Raw genomic sequence first — 22,191 nt, forward strand, 5'->3', positions numbered from 1 at the left:
AAAACTACGGGCCCTTTTCCGTTACGGAATTCCGTGATACTTTACGTCGTTATGACCTTCTGCATGTGGGATATCCAACCCAGTGATCGGGACCAGAGGATGCATATAATGTCCGTCCCAAGGGGTGATCAATTTAGGAGTTTCCCAAAAACACAGGGCGCAACTTCTGATCTTCTCCCCCATACATTTCGAGAACGCGCCAACAGTCCTATATCCGCAGGAACTATGGAATGCGACTAAGCTATCGTCCTCGCCCGGTAAAAAAGGATCTGCGATAAAAATACTCTTCTTCGCTGCCAAATGATAGAATAAGGTCCCGTTATTCCGATTATGATCGAATAATGAACGTGCAGAAGTAGTGACCAAGGATTGGATCGCATCCCTAGACTGGATCAATGCGTCTCCAAGCCCGCCTTGGATATTAAAAACTACTTTGAGAATATCTATAGCTGTATCGCCTAAATTTGCGATTTCCGAACCACCTTCTGCCGAAACAATTTGGGTCGCATACAGAATATTATAAATTCCTGTTTTATTATACATCGAAACGGTTCCCGCACCTGTAAACCCGCCCAATGAATCGTCTATTAGCCTGCAGGATTTCCCTTGGTCCTTGCGACAATATTTATTCAACATTTGCAAGAGCCTGACACTTCCTGCAGTGGAATCGGAAACGAAAGGATTTCTTCTTCCATCGTAACCCACGTATACATAATCTCCCACTGGAGGTACTTTCCAATAAGGACAAACCGTTTTGTCCTGACAGGCCTCATTCGACTCGGTTAAACTCATCCCATGAACATAAATAACTTTCTCGGCCTGCAAAGAAGCGGAAAGTAAGAACAAGGATAATAGAATCCATATCTTCTGTTTCATTTTAACATCTCTCCTATTCGCCCAATCTGGGCATATAGCCCTTAGCAATAGGTGTGCCAATTTTTAATATAACAGTTATCTTACATAGAATGCTTTAAAAATGCATTCCTCAGCGATTTAGAATAGAATGTAAAAAATGATCAGGATGGATTGGCAAAATTTTGACGGCGAAGATTTGCCAGTGACAATTTTTTGTCAGGACTTCTCTTCCGAAATTCCCAATTCCTTAATACGATAAGTAAGAGTTGTTCTTTTGATCCCTAAATATTCCGCAGCCTTTGTTTTATTTCCTTCAAATAATCTTAAAGCTTCTTCTACCAAGGACTTTGTATAATATCTGATCTCATCATCTAATTGGATTTTCTGGAGTTTAGAGATATCTACTGTAAATTTTTTGGCGTTGAATTTTGAATTTTTCAGAATTTCAGGAAAAGATGTTAAATCCAAAACTCCCTCTTTATCCGAGACCATAGATCTCAGAATTGTATGTTCCAACTCACGAATATTGCCTGGCCAAGAATAACTCATAAGTAAGCTGAAAACTTTCGGATCTAATTCCGGAATAGGTTTACCTATCTCAACTGAGAATTTTTCCAAATAATAACGGATTAAATAAGGAATATCTTCCGGCCTTTCTTTTAAAGAAGGACTTCTTAAATAGAAAACCCTGATCCTGTACAATAAGTCCTCTCTAAATCTTTTTTTAAGAACTTCTTTGTCCAAATCCCTATGAGTCGCGAATATAAATCTACAATCTGCTTTTAAAACTTTGTCGGAACCTACTTGAGTAAACTGATTCTCCTGTAATACTCTCAATAATTTTGCCTGCATAGATAACGGCATTTCTCCGATCTCATCGAAGAACATAGTACCGCCGGAAGCTTCTAAAATTTTTCCGGCTCTATCAGAATATGCATCCGTAAACGCACCCTTCTTATGACCGAAAATTTCGGATTCCCATAATGATTCAGGTATGCTTGCACAGTTCACCGCGACAAACGGTAAATTATTTTCTTGGCCATGAAGTAATCTAGCGACCAGCTCCTTTCCTGAACCGGTCTCTCCCGTGATTAAAACCGGATATTTGAAGTTTTTAGCCCTTTCAACATCTTCTAATAGTTTGGACATTAAGGAACTTTTATATACTAATACTCTATCTCCAAATTCCAATCGTTTCGGTTCTAAATGAATACTTTCTTTAAGATTTAAAATTTCTCCCCCGACTTCTGGCATCTGCTGTTTTGCCCTCTCTAACAAAGAGAGAATTTCTCGAAATGAACCTCTCAAAGATTCCAATTCGTCCATCCCACTTATAGAAGAAGATATCACTCCCGTAGAATTTCTTTCTATATCTTCTTTTAATTGTCTTAGTGGAAGTATGATGCTCGCCCTGAATAATATAGGAAGAATTAACAGACAAGAAGCTACAGAAATTAGGACCCAAATCGAAACCAAACTTGCGGACTCATTCGCTCTTATTCTAAATTTAGAATACGGATAAATCTTCCAACCTCTGTCTAGTTCCGAATAAAATCCGAAAACAGGATTCGAGTAAAATTCTAAAAAGTTAAATCTGCTATCGAAGTAACTTCCAACGAACTGGGGCTTGAATGCCTCGACCTCTGAGATCGGAATAAAGACAGGTTGACCTTGGTATGTATTTTTGGAAAAAATTTCCGGCTTTCTCATATCCAGTTCTGATTTAAACGAATCTAAATCTTTCTCTTGGTAAAATCGTCCCGGAAATCCGCATAATAATAATACGAATACCAAAGCAACTCCGGTTAAACGAGGAGTGAAACCTGTCCTGCCAGCCGGAGACAACGTATACACCAATGCATAGGCGGAGAATATTAGAAGGATCCCGAAATTCATCCATTCTGCGAGAGCAGAATTACCGATCCAATACGCATACGCGGAGAGAAATAGAACATTCAAACCTATCTCAAAGACTGTGATGCTGGTGAGAAAAAAGTTCGCTCTAAAACTTATATTCCCTTGCCAAACTCCTTTAAATTTTTGAAAACCTTTCTGCTTGAATCCTGATTTAGAATAGAAAAAGAACATTTTTCTGATCCCAACCACTAGACTTCCGCTATAGAACAAAAGAGAGATAGAAGGGACTAAGATCGAAATATAAGTAGAACCATACGAATGAACCGGCAGAAGCCATTTTCTACCTTCTTGAAAATTGAATAAATAATCCAGAAGAGCGATACAAGCGATCGAAAATGAGATCCAAAGCACCCATCTGGATTCTTTTTTGAAAATCGTTTCTGCGAAATGATAAGAAAGTTGAAGTCTCGCAGCGGATGCAAAACAAATACTACAAGCTAATATCCAAGCGTATGCGGCTTCTTCGGAAGAAATACTGTATCCTAAAAAATAACCTAGGTTAAATAAAAATAGGAAACTAAAATAAGATGCAAGCCAAATGGTCGCCTTATCTTTCGGGATCCTAAACCAAAGATGGATAGCGATTAGAAAACTAAGTATAGTAGGAGTTAATCTTCCTACAGAATGGATCGTGAGTTCTAACATTCGTTTGGACCATGCAGTGTTTACAACTGAACCCGCTTGGCAAATAGAAAATAGAACTCATTTTCCTTTTTTAAAAATAAGATAAATGGTAGATGGTTTTGTTTCTTTTTGGAAAAATTCTAAACCGAACTCTTCTTGTCTTTCCTTAAGCTTCTGATATAGAACACTACCGCTATACAATGCCTCTACATCTAAAACGATAATTCCTTTTTTCCCTGAAGAAGTTTCATTCACCGAATTCACACCGGGGACGGATCGAATGATCCCGCGAATATTTTTATCCGTATATTCCTCATATCCGATCCCTTCCAAAGAAACTCGGATCAAATTCCCCGGTTTCCATTTAGCGGAAATTTGATCCCTGATCTTGGTGGAAATTTTCTCGATCGCCTTATGAACGGATCCTTGGACACCTATCTCTGGATTTATATGAGGAGAAACTCCAGAAGAATTTTCTGCTGCGATCACTCTTGCAGTATTCACGTCTAAAATCTTAAAACGGACTACGGATTGGTAAGAATGTACCTCGCTATCTAGGATCTTACCTAAATCTGTGATTTCAGTCTGGCCTATAACAAGTATTTGAGCTCCGGTCCCAGATATCTGTGACAGGATCTTTTCTTCCGTTTTCGGATCTGCAAGATCAGATAATCCTTTTGGGAATTCTTTAAATAAGGTACGGCTCAATTGTTGTTTATCCAAAAAATCGAATTCCGAAAAAGTTTTGATCATTTCATTCTCAGCAATTCCCGCCGAATAGGAAACATTTCTTTTTCCTAATATTATCTCGTCTATGAGGACCAAGAACTTAGGTTTTCCGAGTTCCTTATATCTTTCTTTTAAAGCGTTCTCCACCGCTTTATGGTTCACTTTTCCTTTTGCATCTATTTCCAAGATACCATTCGAAAGTTTTCTGGTGGGGCCGATCTTACTATATAAGAAAACATATCCTTCTACCGAAGAATTCGTAACGATTTCCTTCAATTGCCCGTTTCGGACCTGTGTGTTTCCCTCCACCAATTCTCCCAAACCGTCTTCTAAAATTTTACGTTTTGCATTCAATTCCAGATCTTCTTCATTCTTGCCTTGTATATTGTATACATATACGAATCCAGGATCCTTTTTCTCGGAAACCGACATTAGACAAGAATAAGAAAAAAAAGAAAATAGGAAGAAGTAAAACGTTAAGGATCTATAGCGGATGGATTTCATAAAGATCTAAGAAGAAAGGCAGCTCTTGATCTTAGGACCTAAAAATATTCAATTCAGGTCCCAAATCTAAATGGATTTTAAATATACGTTTTTTAAATCAAGAATTCGAAAAATAGCTCAATGCCCCGGAAGGACATTTGTCTATTTGGGATTTAATTTCTTCCGAAGGAGCTCCTTCTATTTTTACCCAAGGTTTTTCCTTGGGATGAAAAACGGAAGGAAGTCCTCTGAAACAAATCGCGGAATGAATACAAACCGTAGGTTTCCACAAAACCGTGATTTCTCCATTCGTATATTCTTTTGTGATATCGGCCATGCTTATCCTAATTTTGTTTCTACTTGGATAGGATGAGTTAACGTTTTATGGACCGGACAAGCATTTGCGACTTGTAAGAGCCTTTCTCTTTCTTGCTCGCTTAAGTTTCCTACTAACTTAACTGTCCTTTGGATTTCACTTCTGTCCGTCCATCTGGTTAAATTTAGCTCCACGGTTACTTCTTTCAGATCCATTTTTTTACGCTGAGCGTACATTCTGATAGTGATATCAGTGCAAGCTCCCAAGGATAGAAGAAGAAATTCATGAGGTGTAGGTCCAAGATCCCCTCCTCCATCTTCTTTGGATTCGTCTGCGATGACTTCGTGGTTTTTGGTTTTTAGGATGGTCTTGTAATTTTCAGGAGTGCTTAGTACGGTAACTTCAAAATCGCTCATAACTTAGAAGATAACGATCCAGTCAGAATTGCAATCCTTATACGATCGCCCCGGAGCGAGGATTTGAAGAAGGAAGTCCTACAAAGGGATTTTTAGATCCAGTTGTAGGACTTTTTTTATTTATGCTTCGAAAGGAAGTTCTGCTTCTGCAGGTTTCATCTCACCTGGGACCATTCCAGGATTTTTGGAAGCAACGTATTCGTTCACCTTATACATGATAATTACTGTAAGTAAAATCGCTCCGGTCACTACATATCCCAAGTTCTGATATCCTAACATATATCCACTTGGAGTTTGGACTACGATCAGACCAGCTGCGTATGCGGCAATTCCCCCGGACATTTGTTGTAAGGAAGAGCTGATCGCCATGTATGCCCCGCGATCCTTTAGATCCGGAACTGCGGAAGTAAGTGCATTCGCAGAAATCACCCGACCAGTAATCATTACAAACAAGGTACTATTGATCAGGATCACGAACCAAAGAGGACTGGTCCCTAAAGAAGTATAGTATAGAATGATCGCAGAAGCTAGTAGAGAAGCTACGAGAAATATACTATATTTTCCATATGTATCTGCTGCTTTACCAATCAATGGTCCAGCAATAATACTTACAAAGCCTGTAATCGCATAAACATAAACAAAATTGTCAAAAGAAATCCCTAAGTTGTGTACAGTAAATGCAGATCCAAAAGGCATTAACATATATCCGCCAGTTGCAAGGATCATAGTCGCTAAGAACCCAGGAAGATAATTGGAATTTGCAGCTGTCAAAGCCAAATGTTTAAGAGCTTTATTTTCAGACTTAGTTTTTAAATGAGAGTTGATAGGCTGTAGATTAATGGCCACTGCTATTCCAACTAGCCCACTGATAGCTGCGATCATTAAAAATGGAGATTGCCAACCCCAATGTTTGGATAGAAAGATCCCAAGAGGAAGTCCAGCCACCTGACTCGCGGCGAATGCGGTCATTACAAATCCCATCACTCTTCCTCTTGCTTCCAAAGGAAATAGATCCGCAATAATCGCAAAACTAATGGAAGAAATCACCCCGCCGAAAATTCCGGTCACGATCCTTGCGAATAACAAAAATTCATAATTAGGAGCAATCCCACAGAACACTGTCCCAAGAACAAAACCGCTATAGAAAAAAAGTAACATTTTCTTTCTATCGAAACGGTCCGCAAAGCCTGCGGCCAAGATCCCAGATATTCCGGCACTAAAAGCATAAGCCGAAACCACCAAGCCAAATTGATCTGTCGCGATCTTTAATTGATCCATGACCAGAACTCCCAAAGGAGAAAGGATCATAAAATCCAAGACCACCGTAAACTGAATGAAAGCCAATAAGGCGATTACAAAAATTTGGTATTTACTAAATGTAAATTTCATAACGTTCCTAAATCAGGACCTCAATACTGATTGAGGGAATTCTTTACGCGCTTCTTTCAAAACGTTTCCCCACCAATACAGTTCGTTCAATAATCTCTCAGCCGAAGCGTGATAACGAAATTCCTCTGTAGGCCTTCCGTTATGAAACCTTGCATGAGCCCAATGAAAACTAACACAATCTTTGACGGTAGTCATTCTTAACTCGGCAAAAACATTCCGTAGTTGCTCTACCGCTCTTAATCCACCGGAACTTCCTCCATAAGAAACAAATCCCAACGGTTTCGCTTTCCATTCTTCTTGAAGCGAGTCAATTGCCAACTTTAAATACGCAGGATATCCGTGATTGTACTCCGGTGTAATGACTACAAAAACATCCGAGCTTCCAATTTTTTCTGAAAATAACGAAAGATCCGAATCCATATCCTTAGACATATTCCAAGGAAGAGAATAATCCAAGAGATCGATCAGTTCAGTTTCAAATCTATAATCTTCTCTTGCGACCTCTTCGAACCAATTTGCGACGGTTTCTCCAAATCTTCCCTTACGCGTGCTAGCTAGTATAATCCCTAATTTTAAACTCCGATCTGTAGTCATTCTATCTAATATCATCCGGCAAACCCTTCTCCGTTTAGGATGTCTTAATTATACAAGTTAAAGTGAACTTGAAGTAAAGGGTTGGCCTGTGATTTTTTTAAGTTTTTTTAGGAAAAAACGTAAAATGTTTGAGTAAATGATCCTCTACTGATAAAATCTAAACTTAAAGTGAGCTTTAACTAGTTAAATTAGAGATAAAGATGGATAAGGACGAATTTTTAAGCATAGGACAAGTTTCCAAAAGAAGCGGAGTAGCCTCTTCTGCATTACGTTTTTATGAAGAAAGAGGACTGATCCGCTCAGCAAGAGCCGGTTCCGGACATAGGCAATACCCTAGACATGTATTGAGGAGGATCGCTTTTATAGTATTCGCTCAAAGGGTAGGACTTTCTCTGGATGAGATTGCTGCAGAAATAGCAAAACTTCCGGAGGATCATACTCCAAATGGACAAGATTGGTCCAAACTTTCCAAAACATGGAGTCTCCGTATCGAGGAGAAGATCGCGGAATTACATAGGTTAAAGAACGGGCTTTCGGTTTGTATCGGTTGCGGTTGCCTTTCTTTAATTACATGCAAGTTAGCAAACCCTCAAGATAAATTGAGTAGATACGGAAGCGGCCCCTTACGTTGGATGGGAAAAAAGAAATAGGAATTAATAGATCCCGTCGGAATCGTAAAAGAAGGATGCCCCAGGCATAATATATATTTCAGTCAGGATCTGTTTAGAGTGATGGCTCATCTGCCCAAGATCTACATTCGGAAAACGTAATAAATAATCGTTAGACGCAACTGTTCCCGTGGTATTTCCGAGATACATAGAGTAGGTTCTTGTGATGTCTTGGCGGATCATTCCTATATCTAGGCTAAATCTACAGTATCTAAACGAGGATTCGATCATAAAAATCGTACCCTTGTCCGCGACCTTACCTCCGTAAGCCGGAACAGAAATGCTGTAAGTCCCTGGAGCATTAGAAACCGACTCTTGCAAGATCTGGGTCCCAATCGCGGAGAAGTCCCCTTTTCTATCCAGAAACTCCAACCTAGATCTGATCTCCCACCATTCTGTGATCTTTGCCTTTAGGTAGATCCCAGGGAGAACTCCCTTCATGGAAAAATTAGATTCTACATTTCCGCCTACAGACCAAGTCGCCTTATCGGGGATCGGTGCTCCTGGGCGAGAAGTAGAATAAGATCCATAGGAACTTGTATCTTGCTCAGTATACCTATGAAAATTGATCGAAGGACCAATCCGGAACCGACTAAATACAGGATGAATATAAGAAAATCTTAAATGATCGCTCACTCCGTTAAATCGAAGCAACCTGTTCCCTTCGAATGCGGAAGCCCAATATAGATCAGTCCTAGGAGTTATAAAATTCGTAGATGCAGGTTCTTCTTTTCCGAATTTCCCCAATGCAGAATTTCTTGCCAACTGGACTTCAAATCTATTTTTCCATCCGTAAGTGATATCCCATGCCTGGGTTTGCACTCCAAGGGATTTCGCTTCCTTATAGGGAAAAGAAACCGGAGAATCCGGATCTACAGCGTTTCTTAAGATAGAATCAGTCGACCAAGCTTTCCCGGTCTCATTCAAGGTGGCAGGTGAAACCTGTCCGATCCCGGCACCTGCTCTAAACATCAATCTATGCTCGAACACACGATTAAAAGTATCGTTTGGATCTGAAAATAAGGAAAAAGACTTTTCCTTTGCAGGCGCGACATCTTCCGCCTTTTCCTGCTTATCTGCTTTTTCTACCTTTTCAGGTTCTTGAGCAAAACTAGAATAATAACATAAGAATAGAAATATAAAACTTAGGATCTTTATTTTAGAAAAGAGTAATAATCTCATTCAATGATCCTTAATACACAATCCTGACAGTCCCGACATATATTTCGGTCCTTCTGTTCTTCTTTTCGGATAAGAATGTATCCACGATCTTGCGTAAATCCGCATAACCGTCTACTTCCTTAAATCTCTCTTCTGCAATCTCATGGGATTGTTTGAGTTCCTGCTTAACTGCGAAGGACCTTTCCTTACTCAATTTCAAATTGGATGTGAAAGAACCCGGAGTATCCGTATGCCCACCGATCCGAACGTTCGTTTCGGGATAAGCCATAAGTGCATCTGCGATTTTGGAAATTAGATCTCTTGCTTTAGGCGTCAAAGTGGATCTACCGGAAGGAAAGGCAACGTCCCCATCAATTACGATGAGCAGCTCTCTTAATTTTTTATCCTCTTCGATCCGCCTTAACTCCACTCCCGGGGCTTTTAGACCTTCTTCACTCTGTTCGAATGTGATCCCGGAGAATTCGAAGGATTTTTTCAAACCTCGATACATTACCTCAAGATAGTTTGGAGTCCCCAAATCTTCCAAAGAACCTTCCGATAATTTTCCAAGAGCCTCTTCCTTACTGTTTGCAGGAACATCTTCTTCCGGAACACAACCGCAGAATTTTTGGAACGCTTTTGACTCAACGATAGCATATCGAGTGCGAGCACATCCGACAAAAATTAATGAGAATAATAAGACAAAATAGAAGGATTTGCGAAAAAATAGGGTCACTATCGAAACTCGCTGGAAGCGAATGTTATGACCCTTTTGCTGTATAGCAGCAAGACAAGATAGCATTTTTTCTAATATTCCAAAGCAGTATGCAAGTTTTATAATTTTCTGAAAAAGTGGAATAATTCTGGCACTTAAGGAATGGTATAAAACTTTTTTCCCGAATCTCAGAAAAAGATTCGAGTTAATATTCGTCTCCTAAAGCTAGTACCAGAAGCAAACGCCCCATTGGACCGAGGTCGATGAAACAACATAAAGAACGGAATCAACTATTTATTTCAGCTACCTTCCTTGCCGTCTTTTTTCTTTTCCAATGTAAGGGTTCGACGAATTCTTTGGATTATATCCTGTTCGGGGTGAGCGAAAAATTTGCTCAAAGTTCCAACGGGGTTTCCGTTAGCTCTCCCGCTTTCAGTTATGCTGTTCCTGAAAATCCAGGTAACGGAAGCCTTCAGGTAGAGATCTCTTTAACAAAAATCCCTATCGCGGATGTTACCCTTCCTCTTAGTTTAAGCCATACGGACCGAGCTAGCATTTCAGTTCCGTCGATAACTTTTACTGCAAGCAACTGGGATACTCCTCAGACTATTATCATTTCTGGGATAGATAATCTTCTAATCGAAGGAAATAAGGACATATCTCTTTATATAGGAAAGGCTCAGAGTACGGATAAATCTTATAACGGATTGTATACTCCTTCAGTGGGCATCACCGTGATCGATGATGATACCTATAGTATTGTGGTCTCTCCTAAGAAAAATTTAGTTACTACAGAGAAAGGAAATACTGCGAGTTTTACAGTAGTTTTAAGTAAGGCTCCATCCAGTAATGTTACGATCCCAACGATCGTAAGTTCGGATCTTTCAGAAGGGACCGTGTCCCCTTCTTCATTAACATTCAATACTGGAAATTTCAGCATTCCTCAGGTAGTAACTGTTACTGGAGTGGACGATGTTCTGGTGGATGGAAATATACAATACAAGATCAATCTTGGAAATTCTACGAGTTCGGATACGAATTATAATAATTTAGTTATCCCTTCCGTTTCCGTAACGAATATCGATTATGAAGAACCTGCAATTATAGTAACTCCTACAACCTTGAACATCAACGAGGCCGGAGCTGCAAAAACATTTACGGTTACCTTGACCGTGTCACCTCCCGGAAATGTAACGATCCCTGTCTCAAGTTCCAATCCATCTAGAGCAAGTGTAGATACTTCTCTTCTAACATTCACTCCAGCAAATTATAATACTCCTCAGACCGTGACGGTTACTCCGGTCAATAATGAGATCGCAGACGGAAATGTGCTATTAAACATTGTGCTCGGGACTGCAACGGATTACGGAAATGAAAACCCGCCCGACGTAAAAGTAAATATCACAGATGATGATAGTCCTGGGATCGTAGTTTCAACTCTAAGCACGAATACGAGCGAAGCGGGACAAAACGCTTTCTTTACGGTTGTTTTAACAAGTGAACCTACAGCCAACGTAACAGTTTCTTTTAATGAGAAGAAGGACTCAGTGAACGCTAATAATAAGGAAGGAACGATAGATCAAACTTCTATCACATTTACTCCTTCTAACTGGGACACTCCTCAATCGGTGGTAGTAACCGGAGTAGATGACGATGTCATGGATGGGAATGTCCAATATCAGATCGGAGTTAAGAAAGCGACTAGCTCGGATTCGAAATATAATAATAGAACCCCAAGCCCGAATTTCGTAACGGTAAATAATCTAGACGATGATACCGCTGGATTTGTGATCGTTGCGAACGGAAATACGACTCTTACTAGTAATTCAAATGTGAGTATCAATGGATTTGCGACTGATGACTCCGCAAAATTAGATCCTCAAACATATTCCAAATTTACAATACGATTGAGATCTCAACCTCTTTCCAATGTAACTTTAAGTCTTTCCAGCAATAGTACCACGAGCGACGGAACATTGAATGCTTCCAGTTTGGTATTCACTCCATCCAAGAGTGTTGCCGGAGGATGGAATATGCCTCAGGAAATTTACGTAACCGGAAATTCTAACGGTGCAAATGAAGGAAATCACGATTATACAGTAAACACTTCAGTCACCACAACGGATGATAAATATACGAGCACTACATTCGTAAAAAGACCAAGCTTTGTATACTATAGTTGTGATAACGATGTTGCAAATCTGATCTCTTCTTGTAGAAGATCGGGAGGTTTCTCCACAAGCGAAGGAGGAGGAACCGCGACTATCTATTTGATCACACAAAATTCTCCTAGCTCTACAGTGACTGTGACCGCATCCAGCGACGACACCACAGAAGGGAACGTTACCGCTTCCGCCACGATCACTTCCGGAAACTGGAATACGATGCTTCCAGCCGGAACAAATAAGATCGTGGCTACCGGAGTAGACGATATACTCGTTGATGGGAACGTATTGTATAATATCGTATTTGGAGCAGCGACCGGAGGATTGACCTATACTGCCCCTCAGGTCCCAATCCGAAATATTGACGACGAGCAAGTATTATCCTTCTCTAATATAAGCGGGAATACGAGCGAAGACGGAACTTCGGCGACATTTAAGGTGAAATTAGGCCTTGCATCCCCTCCTACTGGAGATGTAACCTTTACTCTTTCATGTAAATCTGGAAGCACTGAATGTGCGAGCGTGAGCCCGACCACTATGACGTTTACTTCTTCCGATTATAATGTGAATAAGACGGTAACGATCACAGGTAAGAACGATAATCAAGTGGATGGAACCCAAAGTTCCTGCGTTTCTTTTAGTATTCTTACAAGTAGTGATGCAACCTTCGACCAATACCAACCGCCTGATTATTGCGGAGTACAGAACCTGGATAATGATAAATTGATCTGGGTGACCTCACTTACTAAAACAGGGAACCTGAACTCAGGAATGACAGTGGCGGATGATAGTTGTAATGATGGTGCAGATCCGAATAAACCTACAGATATGGGATCCGCTACATATAAGGCATTGATCGTAGACGGTTCCACCAGGATCGCAACCACCAACGGAAGCACATCCGCAGGCCAAACAAATTGGGTATTAGATGCAAATCAGGATTATTATCTGAAGTCAGGTAGTTTACCTTATTCTAATAGAGTTTTCACAACGAATTCGAGTAAACTTTTCAGCTTCGGAAGTCTGACAACAGCGTTTAGTGGAAGTGGAGCGGATTCATTCTGGACCGGATTGAACTCAAATTGGACCACATCTACCAATCATTGTAATATGTGGACTGATGATATCACCTCGGGCATAAACGGACAGTTCGGGATCGGAAATGCTTTAGGATCCAGCTCTATTAGCTCCGGAGCTGCCAGCTGCTCTGTTGCTAAGAAATTTATCTGCGTGCAGCAGTAAGTTTACGATCAGAATAAAAACTGCCAAAAAGGCTCTTTCTATGAAATGAAAGGGCCTTTTTTGTAGAAGCTACTACAAATTCCCTCTTCCCCGACTCTTAGTTAATTTTTTATATTTTCTACTATTTTCTCTATATATTACTCATTTTAATCAATTTTTAATAAATTTTAAAAATGATCAATTGATTTTGAGAACTAGAATCAATATAGTTCTTGATGAGTTATAAGCCATATTTTCAATTGGCTGCAATGAATAGACAAAGGTTCAATTCTTGCACCGTTCAACTAAATCGGAACTCAACCTCCCCTGCATTCTTATCTACATCGAATCCGAACCCGGAGAGGCCTGAATGAATTCTGGGTTTTTTCGGAACTTCTCCCAGATCATTTTAAAGATCTTATTCTTCTACGGAAGTGTTTTGTATGCTCAAGAACCCTCCCCTCCTCCTGTCCCCAAAAACGGTAAAGAAGAGACCTTAAAAAAAAGACAGATGGATCCCACCGAGGGCGGGATCGTAATCCAAGGAAAAAGAGATCAGAGAGATAGGGAAATTTTCAAAACCCCCGGAAGTATTTCCAGGTTTAACGACCAAGACATCCAAGACACAGGGATTGCGAGGGCGAATGATATCGATAAACAAGTCCCTAATTTCGCGATCATAGATTCCGGATCCAGGAATTTCACTTATTTTAATATTAGAGGAATGAGAAGTATCGCCTTTAGCGAACCTGCTGTGGGCATGATCGTAGACGGCGTCCCTCTTGCAGATAACGTAGCTTTGAATACTGAGCTGTTCGGCTTGGATAGTATAGAAGTCCATAGAGGATCTCAAGCCACCGTATTCGGAAAAAACTTCCAAGGTGGCGTGGTCGAAATTAAAACCAAAAAACCTAACAATCTCCCACAAGGAAGATTCACTGTAGATTTAGGAAATTATAATAAACAAGAATATTCCTTCTTCTATAATACCCCTATCATTAAGGATAAACTCTACGTAGGCGTTTCTGGAAAGTCCACACAAAGGGACGGATATCTAAATAATATAACAGGATTCAATTATCCAAACAATCTTCTCTCAGATGTCCCAATTGAATTTTATGCGACTCATCCGGATGGAAGAAAAGGAAAAGCAGGAAGATTTAGGGTCTACTGGACCCCTACCGAAAATCTTGAGATAGATCTTCAAGCAAGCGCTGAGACTTTCGATGACGGTTCTTTAAATATTGTAAACTACCTAGGTTCTAAATCTGAAAGGCTCAAAAGTGTTTATAAAGGATGTGCGGTCAGCCCTGAAAACTGCGATGAGAATATTCGCATTTTCATTAATAGAAGTAACGCAGTTCGAAAAGTTTATTGGGATTATGAGGGAACATCCAACGTAACCGGAAACACTTATTCGAGTAATATAAGTTATAAACTTCCCTCTGCGATCTTTAGAACTGTATCCAGCCTAAGAAAAATGGCGATCGATCCATTGACTGTGGATTCAGACTTCACCAAAAACGCACAGAGCAAAGGTGAATATGTTGAACATACTACCACTCAAACACATGAAGCCACAATCGAATCCACCGATAAAAAAGATCCTCTTCAATTTAAGCTCGGAACTTTCTTCTATCATAAGATCTCGGATAGCACGAACACTAGAGAATATCTAAAGAACACCTATACATATCGGACTTTCTCAGGATTATACGCACCCACTCGACAGACACATCATGCAAGAATAGAAGATCAAACGATCAGCTTATTCACACATAATAGTTATACTTTCTTAGAGAAGTTCACGATCACATTAGGCTCCAGGATAGAGACCCAAAAGATAAAGTTGGATCATAGCCAAGACGCGACAGGCTTTCTACCGAATAATCCGTATGGAGACATTCGGATCCTATCTCCCGAATACAGAAGGGACGATTCCTATCAATACAATGTGTCTAGACTGATATTCGATTACAAACCGAACGATTCTTTCATGATATTCGTTGGATTGAGTAGAGGTTATAAGAACGCGGGATACAGCACGGTTGTAAACCAAGCTTCCCAAGCGGATTTTAAACCTGAGATCAACGATACTCTGGAAGCGGGTATCAAGTCCGAATATTTCAAACGAACACTCGGCCTAAACTTCACTCATTTTTATACCGAGACAAGGGACTTTCAGGTCGTAAGAGCGATATCGATCGCTCAATCGGTAAATCTGAACGCAGAAAGAGTCACTATCAGAGGAGCAGAAATAGAAGCATACGCAAAACCCTGGAAACCAGTTCGCCTAGGATTTTCTGCAGGTTATACGGAAGGTATATTCAATAAATTTTATGATCGTGTTTTGGATAAGGACTTTGACGGAAAGCAGGTCCATTTCATTCCAAAATACGATATAGTAAGTTATCTTCAATTTAGAAATCATTCAGGATTTTTCTTCCGCTGGGAATTCCAAGCAGTCGGCAAGATGTTCTTCGCCGCGGACAATACGATTTATAGCAACCCTTATACCGTCACGAACCTAAGAGCAGGATTTGAAGGAGAAACAATCTCCGCCTATATCTACTGCAATAACGTATACGATAAATATTATTTCACCTCTTATTTGGACGGGACTTTCCAAGCAGTCCCGGGGGCCCCAAGGACCTACGGATTCATTATAAATTATAAGATATAAGGATCAAATCCAGGAGATTCAAAATGAAAAAAACAATAAAACTAGGGCTAATCGTTTTAGCGATTTCTGCTACTTTACATTTTTGTAAAGAGCTAGAAGGAGAAGAAAAGTTGGATACGAACGGGATCCTTCAAGTCCTTCTTCTTAAGAAAAATTCAGCAAGCGAGGGAGAAAGTTTAGGGCTTACTATCGCTTATAGCCACAGGTTCACAAGACCAAACGGAGAAATATTCTTTTGTAGAGAATATTCAACTGCATACCTCGAGAAAAAAGCGGAATGGGAAGAAGGTTTGGATGATTTTGTCGCGGAAATGAAAACTGGAATAGATCTGGATCTTAAGATCGATCTTATAGACGGTCCTTGTGTGGTTCCTAATAAGGTTAGCGCTTGTATTTACGAAGGTGTGGACGGGATCAACGATCCAATCCCTTACGCATACTCCTATATCGGGGAACATGAGTATCTAGTTCCTGCAATGCAGTATTACGGATTCACATCCACAACAGCAAAGGGCGCCTGCCAAGAAGCGGCAACCTCTTCTGGAATCGGATCCATCTATAAATGTTACGTACAAGGACAGTGCTGGGAATAATTTTTAATAAGATTTCTGTCTTTCACTCTGACTTCGCGCCGGTTTTATCCGGCGTTCTTTTTATCCAGAACATTCTATTTTTATTATATTTTAGAGACGGATTTTTCTTTTTTCCTTTGTATCTTCATTCTCTGCTTGGATATCAATATGCCTATCCCTGTTAAAGATAAAATTCCGGGAGCGAGTCCTAAAATCACCCAAATGATCTTAGTAAATATTCCTCCGAAAGTGCCGAAATGGAGCGGTTTAAATGAGTCTACTATGGAATGTAAAAAATTTTCCTTAGAAAGATCCCAAATTTTTATTAGTTCGGAAGTTTTGGCATCGAATACGACGTAAGAGCCAAATCTACTCTTGAAAGGATTGGAGTCGTTCTCGACTCCATACAATACAACAGGGTCCCCTTCTCTATGATGAGGAAAAGAAATGAAGCCAAGCTTAAATCCTGGGAACTTTTGAACAGATTCCTCCGACATTTTATCTACTGAAACGGAGTCCTCCAGGAATTTCCCTATAACTTCCGGAGGAAAACCGTTTACGATCGTATTGATCGTTGTGCTTATATTCCACCATGCTCCTGTAAATCCTAAGACTAAATTAAAGACCAAGGTAAATACACCTACGAGTTTATGAAGGTCTGAAAAATATGTTCGTATGGATTCTCCACTTCTTAGCCTAAATAAGTTTTCCCAGATATTCCGATATAGGATCACTCCGCTTATACCTTGGAAAAAGAAAACGGCTCCTAAAATCCCAATCAGAACGTAGCCAGTATTTCCTAAAAATAATGTATAATGAAGCATTAGCATCCATCCGTAAAAGGATTCAGACCTTGCTTCGTTTAATTTACCGTTCAATTCTCCTGTGAAAGGATTGATCAAGATTACCGACTCTTCCCCTTTTTCAGATCCCAAAAAATGGACCCAAACCTGATCCGGTGTATCAGAATTTTCTTGTAATAACCAGCCCGCCAACGTATGAGGAGGAAGTTTGTCTCTTAAGCTTTGTCTTAAGGAATCGATGGATCTTCTTTCTGATCCGATTTGGATCTTGAATTCTTCCGGATGAAATATTTGGTCTATCTCTCTTGCGAAGATCAGAAAGGAACCGGAAAGACCTATGATAATTAAGAATAATCCGCTAAATACTCCCAGTATGGAATGGAATTGGTAGAGTCTTTTACGGTTCATTTAAGGTCCTTTTCCCATGGTTTGTACATACCAATATTCGATACTAAGTCTCAATATCAATTAAAAATGAAGAAAACGGACCGAAAGCGAAGACTACAAGATTATCTAGAGTCGTAGTTACTACAAATTCGCTCCTCCCTCGGCCTGGTTTGGCTTTTTATAGAATGTTTTAGACAGAGCAGTCTAAAAGTTTAAGTATGGAGAGAGTGGCTTCTTCAAAATCGATTAAACTTTCGGATAAAGAGTTCACTAAAATATCCAAGGCTCTAGCAGAGCCAAGAAGGGTACAGATCCTAAAACAGATCGGCACCTCCAAGGAGCCTACTGCTTGCGGACAGATCTACGAAAGCCAAAAGATCAGCCCGGCTACCCTATCCCATCATATTAAAGAATTGGAAAATGCAGGTCTTATAGAAACGATCCGTAGCGGAAAGTTTATGAACCTCAGTTTAAGACGAGAAGTTTTCCAAGCATACCTTGATCGATTATCAAAAATCTGATTTTAGACCGAAGTTGAAACTTTAAACATATTTCGATATTTCTATAATTATCGAAATATTAAAACGACCTCATCAAACTTTTCATTTCGATAGTTGTCTAACTATAGAATTATTCCAAAGGAATTATCAGGAGTTTTAGATGAGTAAGTTAAAAGGAAAAGTAGCGGTAGTGACGGGAGCCTCTAAAGGGATTGGCGCAGGGATCGCTAAAAGTTTCGGATTAGAAGGAGCTTCCGTTGTAGTAAACTATTCTTCCAGTAAAGAAGGCGCAGAGAAAGTTGTCGCTGAGATCGAGAAGAACGGAGGCAAAGCGATTGCTGTCCAAGGGGATATGTCCAAGATCGCCGACGTAAAACGTTTATTTGCGGAAACCAAAAAAAATTTCGGCAAAGTAGACATACTCGTAAACAATGCGGGTGTTTTCAAATTTGCAGCTTTGGAAGAAGTAACAGAAGAAGAGTTCCATAGACAAACGAATACGAATGTATTAGGTCCGATCTTAGCGACTCAGGAATCCTTGAATTATTTCCCTTCAGATGGAGGATCCGTGATCAACATTAGTTCTATCGCGAGTGAATTCCCTCCTCCTCAATCTGTCGTATATGCTTCAACGAAAGGAGCCTTAGATACTATATCCAAAGTTTTAGCAATGGAATTAAGTCCCAAAAAGATCAGGGTGAATACGATTGCACCGGGCGGCGTGGAAACAGAAGGAGCTCATAGTTTGGGATTAATCGGAAGTGAATTTGAAAAAGAGATCATTTCTAAAACTCCATTGGGAAGATTAGGACAGCCTGATGATATTGCAAAAGTCGCGGTATTCTTGGCATCCGACGATTCCTTCTGGCTTACAGGGGAAAGGATCGGTGCTTCCGGAGGGTATAAATAATTTTTCCGTTTCGGGACGCGCCAGGGACCGAAGCGGGGTCCGTTTATTTCCTCCTATATTTTATTTTTATAATATATGAGAGTGCGGAAATAAATGGACCGGAGCTGAGGGCCCGGTCCCGCAAAGCGGGAGGCGCCCCAAACAGTTTCTAGTCCCAACTTCTTTCCTATTTTGCTCTGAAAATTTTACTGGATCACTGGGTTCATATTTTTAACTTCAATCCGTATGAACTATTTGCGGGAATCCATCCAATTAAAGAACGGCAAGGCCGAATGTATCAAGATCCAAACAAACGATCAAAACTCGTTAACAAGAGAGAATATGATCGAACTGGAAAATATTCTTGCGGATATCGCAAAAGACGATTCCATCCGTGCAGCTTGGATCAGTTCCGATAATCCTAAATTTTTTTGCAATGGTATCGACGCTGAGAATATAGTAAATACCCCCAAGGAAAAATTGACCGACGAAATGGGCCAGATCGTGATCCTATTCGGTAAAATATTAAGTTTTAATAAACCTTTGCTCGCTGAAGTGACAGGTTACGCGATGGGTGGAGGTGCGGTGATCACTCTTGCCTGCGATTTCAAATTTATGTTGGAAGGCAAAGCGAGGATCGCATTCACAGAGGTTCTTGTTGGACTTCCTCTTCCGATCAGTTTTATAGATAAATTAAAGATCACTGTCAAGTCGGAATATTTGAATGAAATTTGTCTTTTAGGAACGGCTTATAAGGCGGGAGAAGCAAAAGAAATCTCTCTTATCAACGAGGTTTCGGATAATAAAGATGATCTTCGCAAACAAGTCCTCAAAAAATTGGACGAGGTGATGGCAATTGCTCCAAGCGCCTATAGAAGAACAAAAGATGCGATCCATAAGGACATTCTGGAAAAATTCGATTCCCAATTACAATTCACCAAGGATAGTTTTGAAAATCCTAAAGTGATTTCGAATCTTTTAGAAGCAATGAGCGCACTTAAGGAAAAAAGAAGACCGAAATTGACCTGAACTATATTCAGATTTTCTAAATTTTGAGCCTATAGGGTTCGAGTAAAAATATGTCCTTAGATCCGAAAAATTTTAGATAAGATTTTTCTGGATCTTCGGCCAGGACCAACATACTTCCGAATTCGCTGCTTGTAAGCCCGTCGATAATCCTATCTGCAGAGCCTGCATTCGTTGCACTAAATACTCCGGAACCGCCGCTATGGAAATAATAAGCTCTTCCTTCCGCGGTTCCTGCCGGATAACCGACAGCCCCGGCGACTAAATCTCCACGACTATCCCCATTTATATCTACTACCGTGACTCCATTTCCGAAAGAATCACCGCCCGATTCTCCTACAATAATAGCTAAAGGCGTAGAAGAGACTTGGGTTCCGTTACTTCGATTTAGAAATACTCTTCCTTGGCCTGAACTGTAACTGGGGGCTCCGGATACAAGATCATCGAACCCGTCGTTATCCACATCACCCATGCTTAAACCTAAACCGAGCGAACTGGATACGGAAGAACTAACAATTGTTGTGGCGAGTGTTGCGCTATTCACAGTGATACCGCTTGTAGTTCCTGTACTATTGAATACGTATGTTCTTCCCAAAAAGCTGCTGTATTGAGGAGCTCCTACAGCTACGTCAAAGTACTCGTCTCCGTTTACATCTGCGGTAAAAACTCGAATCCCAAAATTACTCATAGATTCTCCTACAACTATCGAGTTAGCAGTTGTATATGAAGAATTCGTTACTCCCGCAGTTCCACTACTATGAAAGACCCAAATCGCTCCTGCGGAACCCGAGTATGCATTTCCACCTACGATAAAGTCTGAAAAGCCGTCTCCATTCACATCTCCTAGAGCCATACCACAGGCGAAATTGCTACCACCGGGGCCAGAGATTGTAGTTCCTGCCGTTCCAGAAATTCCTCCGCTACCAGTACTATAATAAATGAATGCAAGACCTGAAAATCCGGACACACGATACGCTCCTGTGGCTAGATCATCGTATCCGTCTCCGTTCACATCTCCTAGAGCGACCACATATCCGAATTCATTGGATCCGGTGTAATTCAAGACTCTATCTGCACTCGTAGCGTTACTTGTGGAAAATCCACCGGCGCTTCCGTGAAATACATAAACTACTCCTTGCAAAGAAGAATAGTCCGAGGCTCCGATCGCAATATCTCCGTATCCGTCCCCGTTCACATCTCCGACTGCAGCAGCATATCCCATTCTTTGTTGGCCCTGGATCGCTTGGTTTGCACCTGTCGTATCTACAGCAGTAATTCCGCTAGGTCCGCCAAAATAAACATAGGCCATTCCAGCACCTGAGGAATCTCCCGGAGCTAGAACTACTAGATCTCCGTAGCCGTCTCCATTGATATCTTTGTTCCTTCCTTTCCGAACATTCAGACTAATGATATTGGATATATTTCCGCTCGTATCCAAACATCTGATATTAATCGTATGATGGGAACCGAGTCTCCAAGTAGAAGAGCCATTTGGTAGAGCAAAACTCCAAGAGGTAGTTCCGGTCGCAGTCGTATAAGCTCCTCCATCAAGACTTACTTCTACGGAAGCAAGTGCAGTATCATCGCCTGCAGCTCCAAATATAAAACCGGTTTCAATATTAGGAAGTCCGTTCGTAGGAAGACTTGTAATTGCGATGGAAGGTGGAGTTACATCCCCGATCGGTATTGTGGCTGCATCTACACATGTATTACCAACCATCAAACAGGCGATTTGGGCCTCGAGAATTGCTTCAAAGGCCAGATTCATGCCCTGAATACGGCAGGCTTGGATGAAAATAGGGAAAATAAAAATTATCCCGTAAGGGATTATCCTGAATTTAGAGAAATCGAGCGTGAAAAACCGCTTCGTAAATCTTTTACAAAGGGTCAAGGGTCCGAATGTTTTCGAAGGAATTTTTCGCATTCGAAATATATTTACATTCCGGAACGGACCTTATTACAACTCATTTATAAAAAATGAAAAAACTATTCTAAAAATTGAAATTTTCAACCTCCCGCGTTCGAGGGAGACTTCCGAATATTTTTTTGTTTTTATTTTTCAAGAAATTTCGTTAGAG

Annotated in this window: 18 protein-coding genes; 7 read left to right on the top strand and 11 right to left on the bottom strand. The window is 40.4% G+C overall.

Going from position 1 to position 22,191, the window contains the following annotated elements; all coding sequences use genetic code 11:
* Nucleotides 1-21: 21 nt before the first annotated feature.
* From EHQ64_RS19315 to EHQ64_RS19345, 7 genes are all read right to left on the bottom strand, one after another.
* The gene (locus EHQ64_RS19315; RefSeq protein WP_135651445.1) at nt 22-876 is read right to left on the bottom strand and encodes a hypothetical protein; all 855 of its coding nucleotides are present in this window, start codon (nt 874-876) and stop codon (nt 22-24) included.
* A gap of 195 nt (nt 877-1,071) precedes the next feature.
* The gene (locus EHQ64_RS19320; RefSeq protein ID WP_135651446.1) at nt 1,072-3,417 is read right to left on the bottom strand and encodes a sigma-54 interaction domain-containing protein; all 2,346 of its coding nucleotides are present in this window, start codon (nt 3,415-3,417) and stop codon (nt 1,072-1,074) included.
* 57 nt (nt 3,418-3,474) lie between these two features.
* Nucleotides 3,475-4,629 carry a hypothetical protein gene (locus tag EHQ64_RS19325; protein ID WP_135651447.1) on the bottom strand — a complete coding sequence of 385 codons (1,155 nt, stop codon included), beginning with the start codon at nt 4,627-4,629 and terminating at the stop codon, nt 3,475-3,477.
* A 97-nt stretch (nt 4,630-4,726) separates the two neighbouring features.
* Nucleotides 4,727-4,945: a (4Fe-4S)-binding protein gene (locus EHQ64_RS19330; RefSeq protein WP_135651448.1), complete on the bottom strand. Its 219-nt coding sequence runs from the start codon at nt 4,943-4,945 to the stop codon at nt 4,727-4,729.
* Nucleotides 4,946-4,947: 2 nt separating this feature from the next.
* Entirely contained in the window at nt 4,948-5,340 is a 393-nt protein-coding gene (locus tag EHQ64_RS19335) for an OsmC family protein (protein ID WP_135651449.1), read from the bottom strand.
* Between the two features lie 120 nt (nt 5,341-5,460).
* Complete coding sequence (locus tag EHQ64_RS19340) at nt 5,461-6,729, bottom strand: MFS transporter (protein ID WP_135651450.1); 1,269 nt, start codon at nt 6,727-6,729, stop codon at nt 5,461-5,463.
* A 12-nt stretch (nt 6,730-6,741) separates the two neighbouring features.
* On the bottom strand, nt 6,742-7,323 hold the full coding sequence (locus tag EHQ64_RS19345) for an NADPH-dependent FMN reductase (protein ID WP_246048849.1): 582 nt from the start codon (nt 7,321-7,323) through the stop codon (nt 6,742-6,744).
* Between the two features lie 200 nt (nt 7,324-7,523).
* Between EHQ64_RS19345 and soxR the strand changes: the two genes are divergently transcribed.
* Nucleotides 7,524-7,973 carry a redox-sensitive transcriptional activator SoxR gene (gene soxR / locus EHQ64_RS19350; protein ID WP_135651452.1) on the top strand — a complete coding sequence of 150 codons (450 nt, stop codon included), beginning with the start codon at nt 7,524-7,526 and terminating at the stop codon, nt 7,971-7,973.
* A 3-nt stretch (nt 7,974-7,976) separates the two neighbouring features.
* On the opposite strand, the gene EHQ64_RS19355 is transcribed toward soxR, so the two are convergent.
* Nucleotides 7,977-9,173, bottom strand: coding sequence for a hypothetical protein (locus EHQ64_RS19355; RefSeq protein WP_135651453.1), 1,197 nt, complete (start codon nt 9,171-9,173; stop codon nt 7,977-7,979).
* A 10-nt stretch (nt 9,174-9,183) separates the two neighbouring features.
* Nucleotides 9,184-9,888, bottom strand: a complete 705-nt coding sequence (locus EHQ64_RS19360) for an OmpA family protein (RefSeq protein WP_246048850.1) — start codon at nt 9,886-9,888, stop codon at nt 9,184-9,186.
* A 356-nt stretch (nt 9,889-10,244) separates the two neighbouring features.
* On the opposite strand from EHQ64_RS19360, the gene EHQ64_RS19365 reads away from it, so the two are divergent.
* From EHQ64_RS19365 to EHQ64_RS19375, 3 genes are all read left to right on the top strand, one after another.
* A complete protein-coding gene (locus EHQ64_RS19365; RefSeq protein WP_167882434.1) occupies nt 10,245-13,274 on the top strand; it encodes a DUF1554 domain-containing protein in 3,030 nt (1,009 codons plus the stop codon).
* 349 nt (nt 13,275-13,623) lie between these two features.
* Nucleotides 13,624-15,936 carry a TonB-dependent receptor gene (locus tag EHQ64_RS19370; RefSeq protein WP_246048851.1) on the top strand — a complete coding sequence of 771 codons (2,313 nt, stop codon included), beginning with the start codon at nt 13,624-13,626 and terminating at the stop codon, nt 15,934-15,936.
* Nucleotides 15,937-15,959: 23 nt separating this feature from the next.
* Entirely contained in the window at nt 15,960-16,529 is a 570-nt protein-coding gene (locus tag EHQ64_RS19375) for an LIC_11695 family lipoprotein (protein WP_135651456.1), read from the top strand.
* Between the two features lie 83 nt (nt 16,530-16,612).
* Here EHQ64_RS19375 and EHQ64_RS19380 read toward each other — a convergent pair whose 3' ends face one another.
* Entirely contained in the window at nt 16,613-17,719 is a 1,107-nt protein-coding gene (locus tag EHQ64_RS19380) for a PepSY-associated TM helix domain-containing protein (protein WP_135651457.1), read from the bottom strand.
* Between the two features lie 197 nt (nt 17,720-17,916).
* Between EHQ64_RS19380 and EHQ64_RS19385 the strand changes: the two genes are divergently transcribed.
* From EHQ64_RS19385 to EHQ64_RS19395, 3 genes are all read left to right on the top strand, one after another.
* Nucleotides 17,917-18,219, top strand: coding sequence for an ArsR/SmtB family transcription factor (locus EHQ64_RS19385; protein ID WP_135651458.1), 303 nt, complete (start codon nt 17,917-17,919; stop codon nt 18,217-18,219).
* Between the two features lie 139 nt (nt 18,220-18,358).
* Nucleotides 18,359-19,108, top strand: coding sequence for an SDR family NAD(P)-dependent oxidoreductase (locus EHQ64_RS19390; protein ID WP_135651459.1), 750 nt, complete (start codon nt 18,359-18,361; stop codon nt 19,106-19,108).
* A 225-nt stretch (nt 19,109-19,333) separates the two neighbouring features.
* On the top strand, nt 19,334-20,116 hold the full coding sequence (locus tag EHQ64_RS19395; RefSeq protein WP_135651460.1) for an enoyl-CoA hydratase/isomerase family protein: 783 nt from the start codon (nt 19,334-19,336) through the stop codon (nt 20,114-20,116).
* Nucleotides 20,117-20,132: 16 nt separating this feature from the next.
* Here the strand turns inward: EHQ64_RS19395 and EHQ64_RS19400 are convergent, their stop codons facing one another.
* Entirely contained in the window at nt 20,133-21,881 is a 1,749-nt protein-coding gene (locus tag EHQ64_RS19400; protein WP_246048852.1) for an FG-GAP-like repeat-containing protein, read from the bottom strand.
* Nucleotides 21,882-22,191: the final 310 nt, after the last annotated feature.

Origin of the sequence: Leptospira sarikeiensis, assembly GCF_004769615.1 — a bacterium.
GTDB classification, from domain to species: Bacteria; Spirochaetota; Leptospiria; order Leptospirales; family Leptospiraceae; genus Leptospira_B; species Leptospira_B sarikeiensis.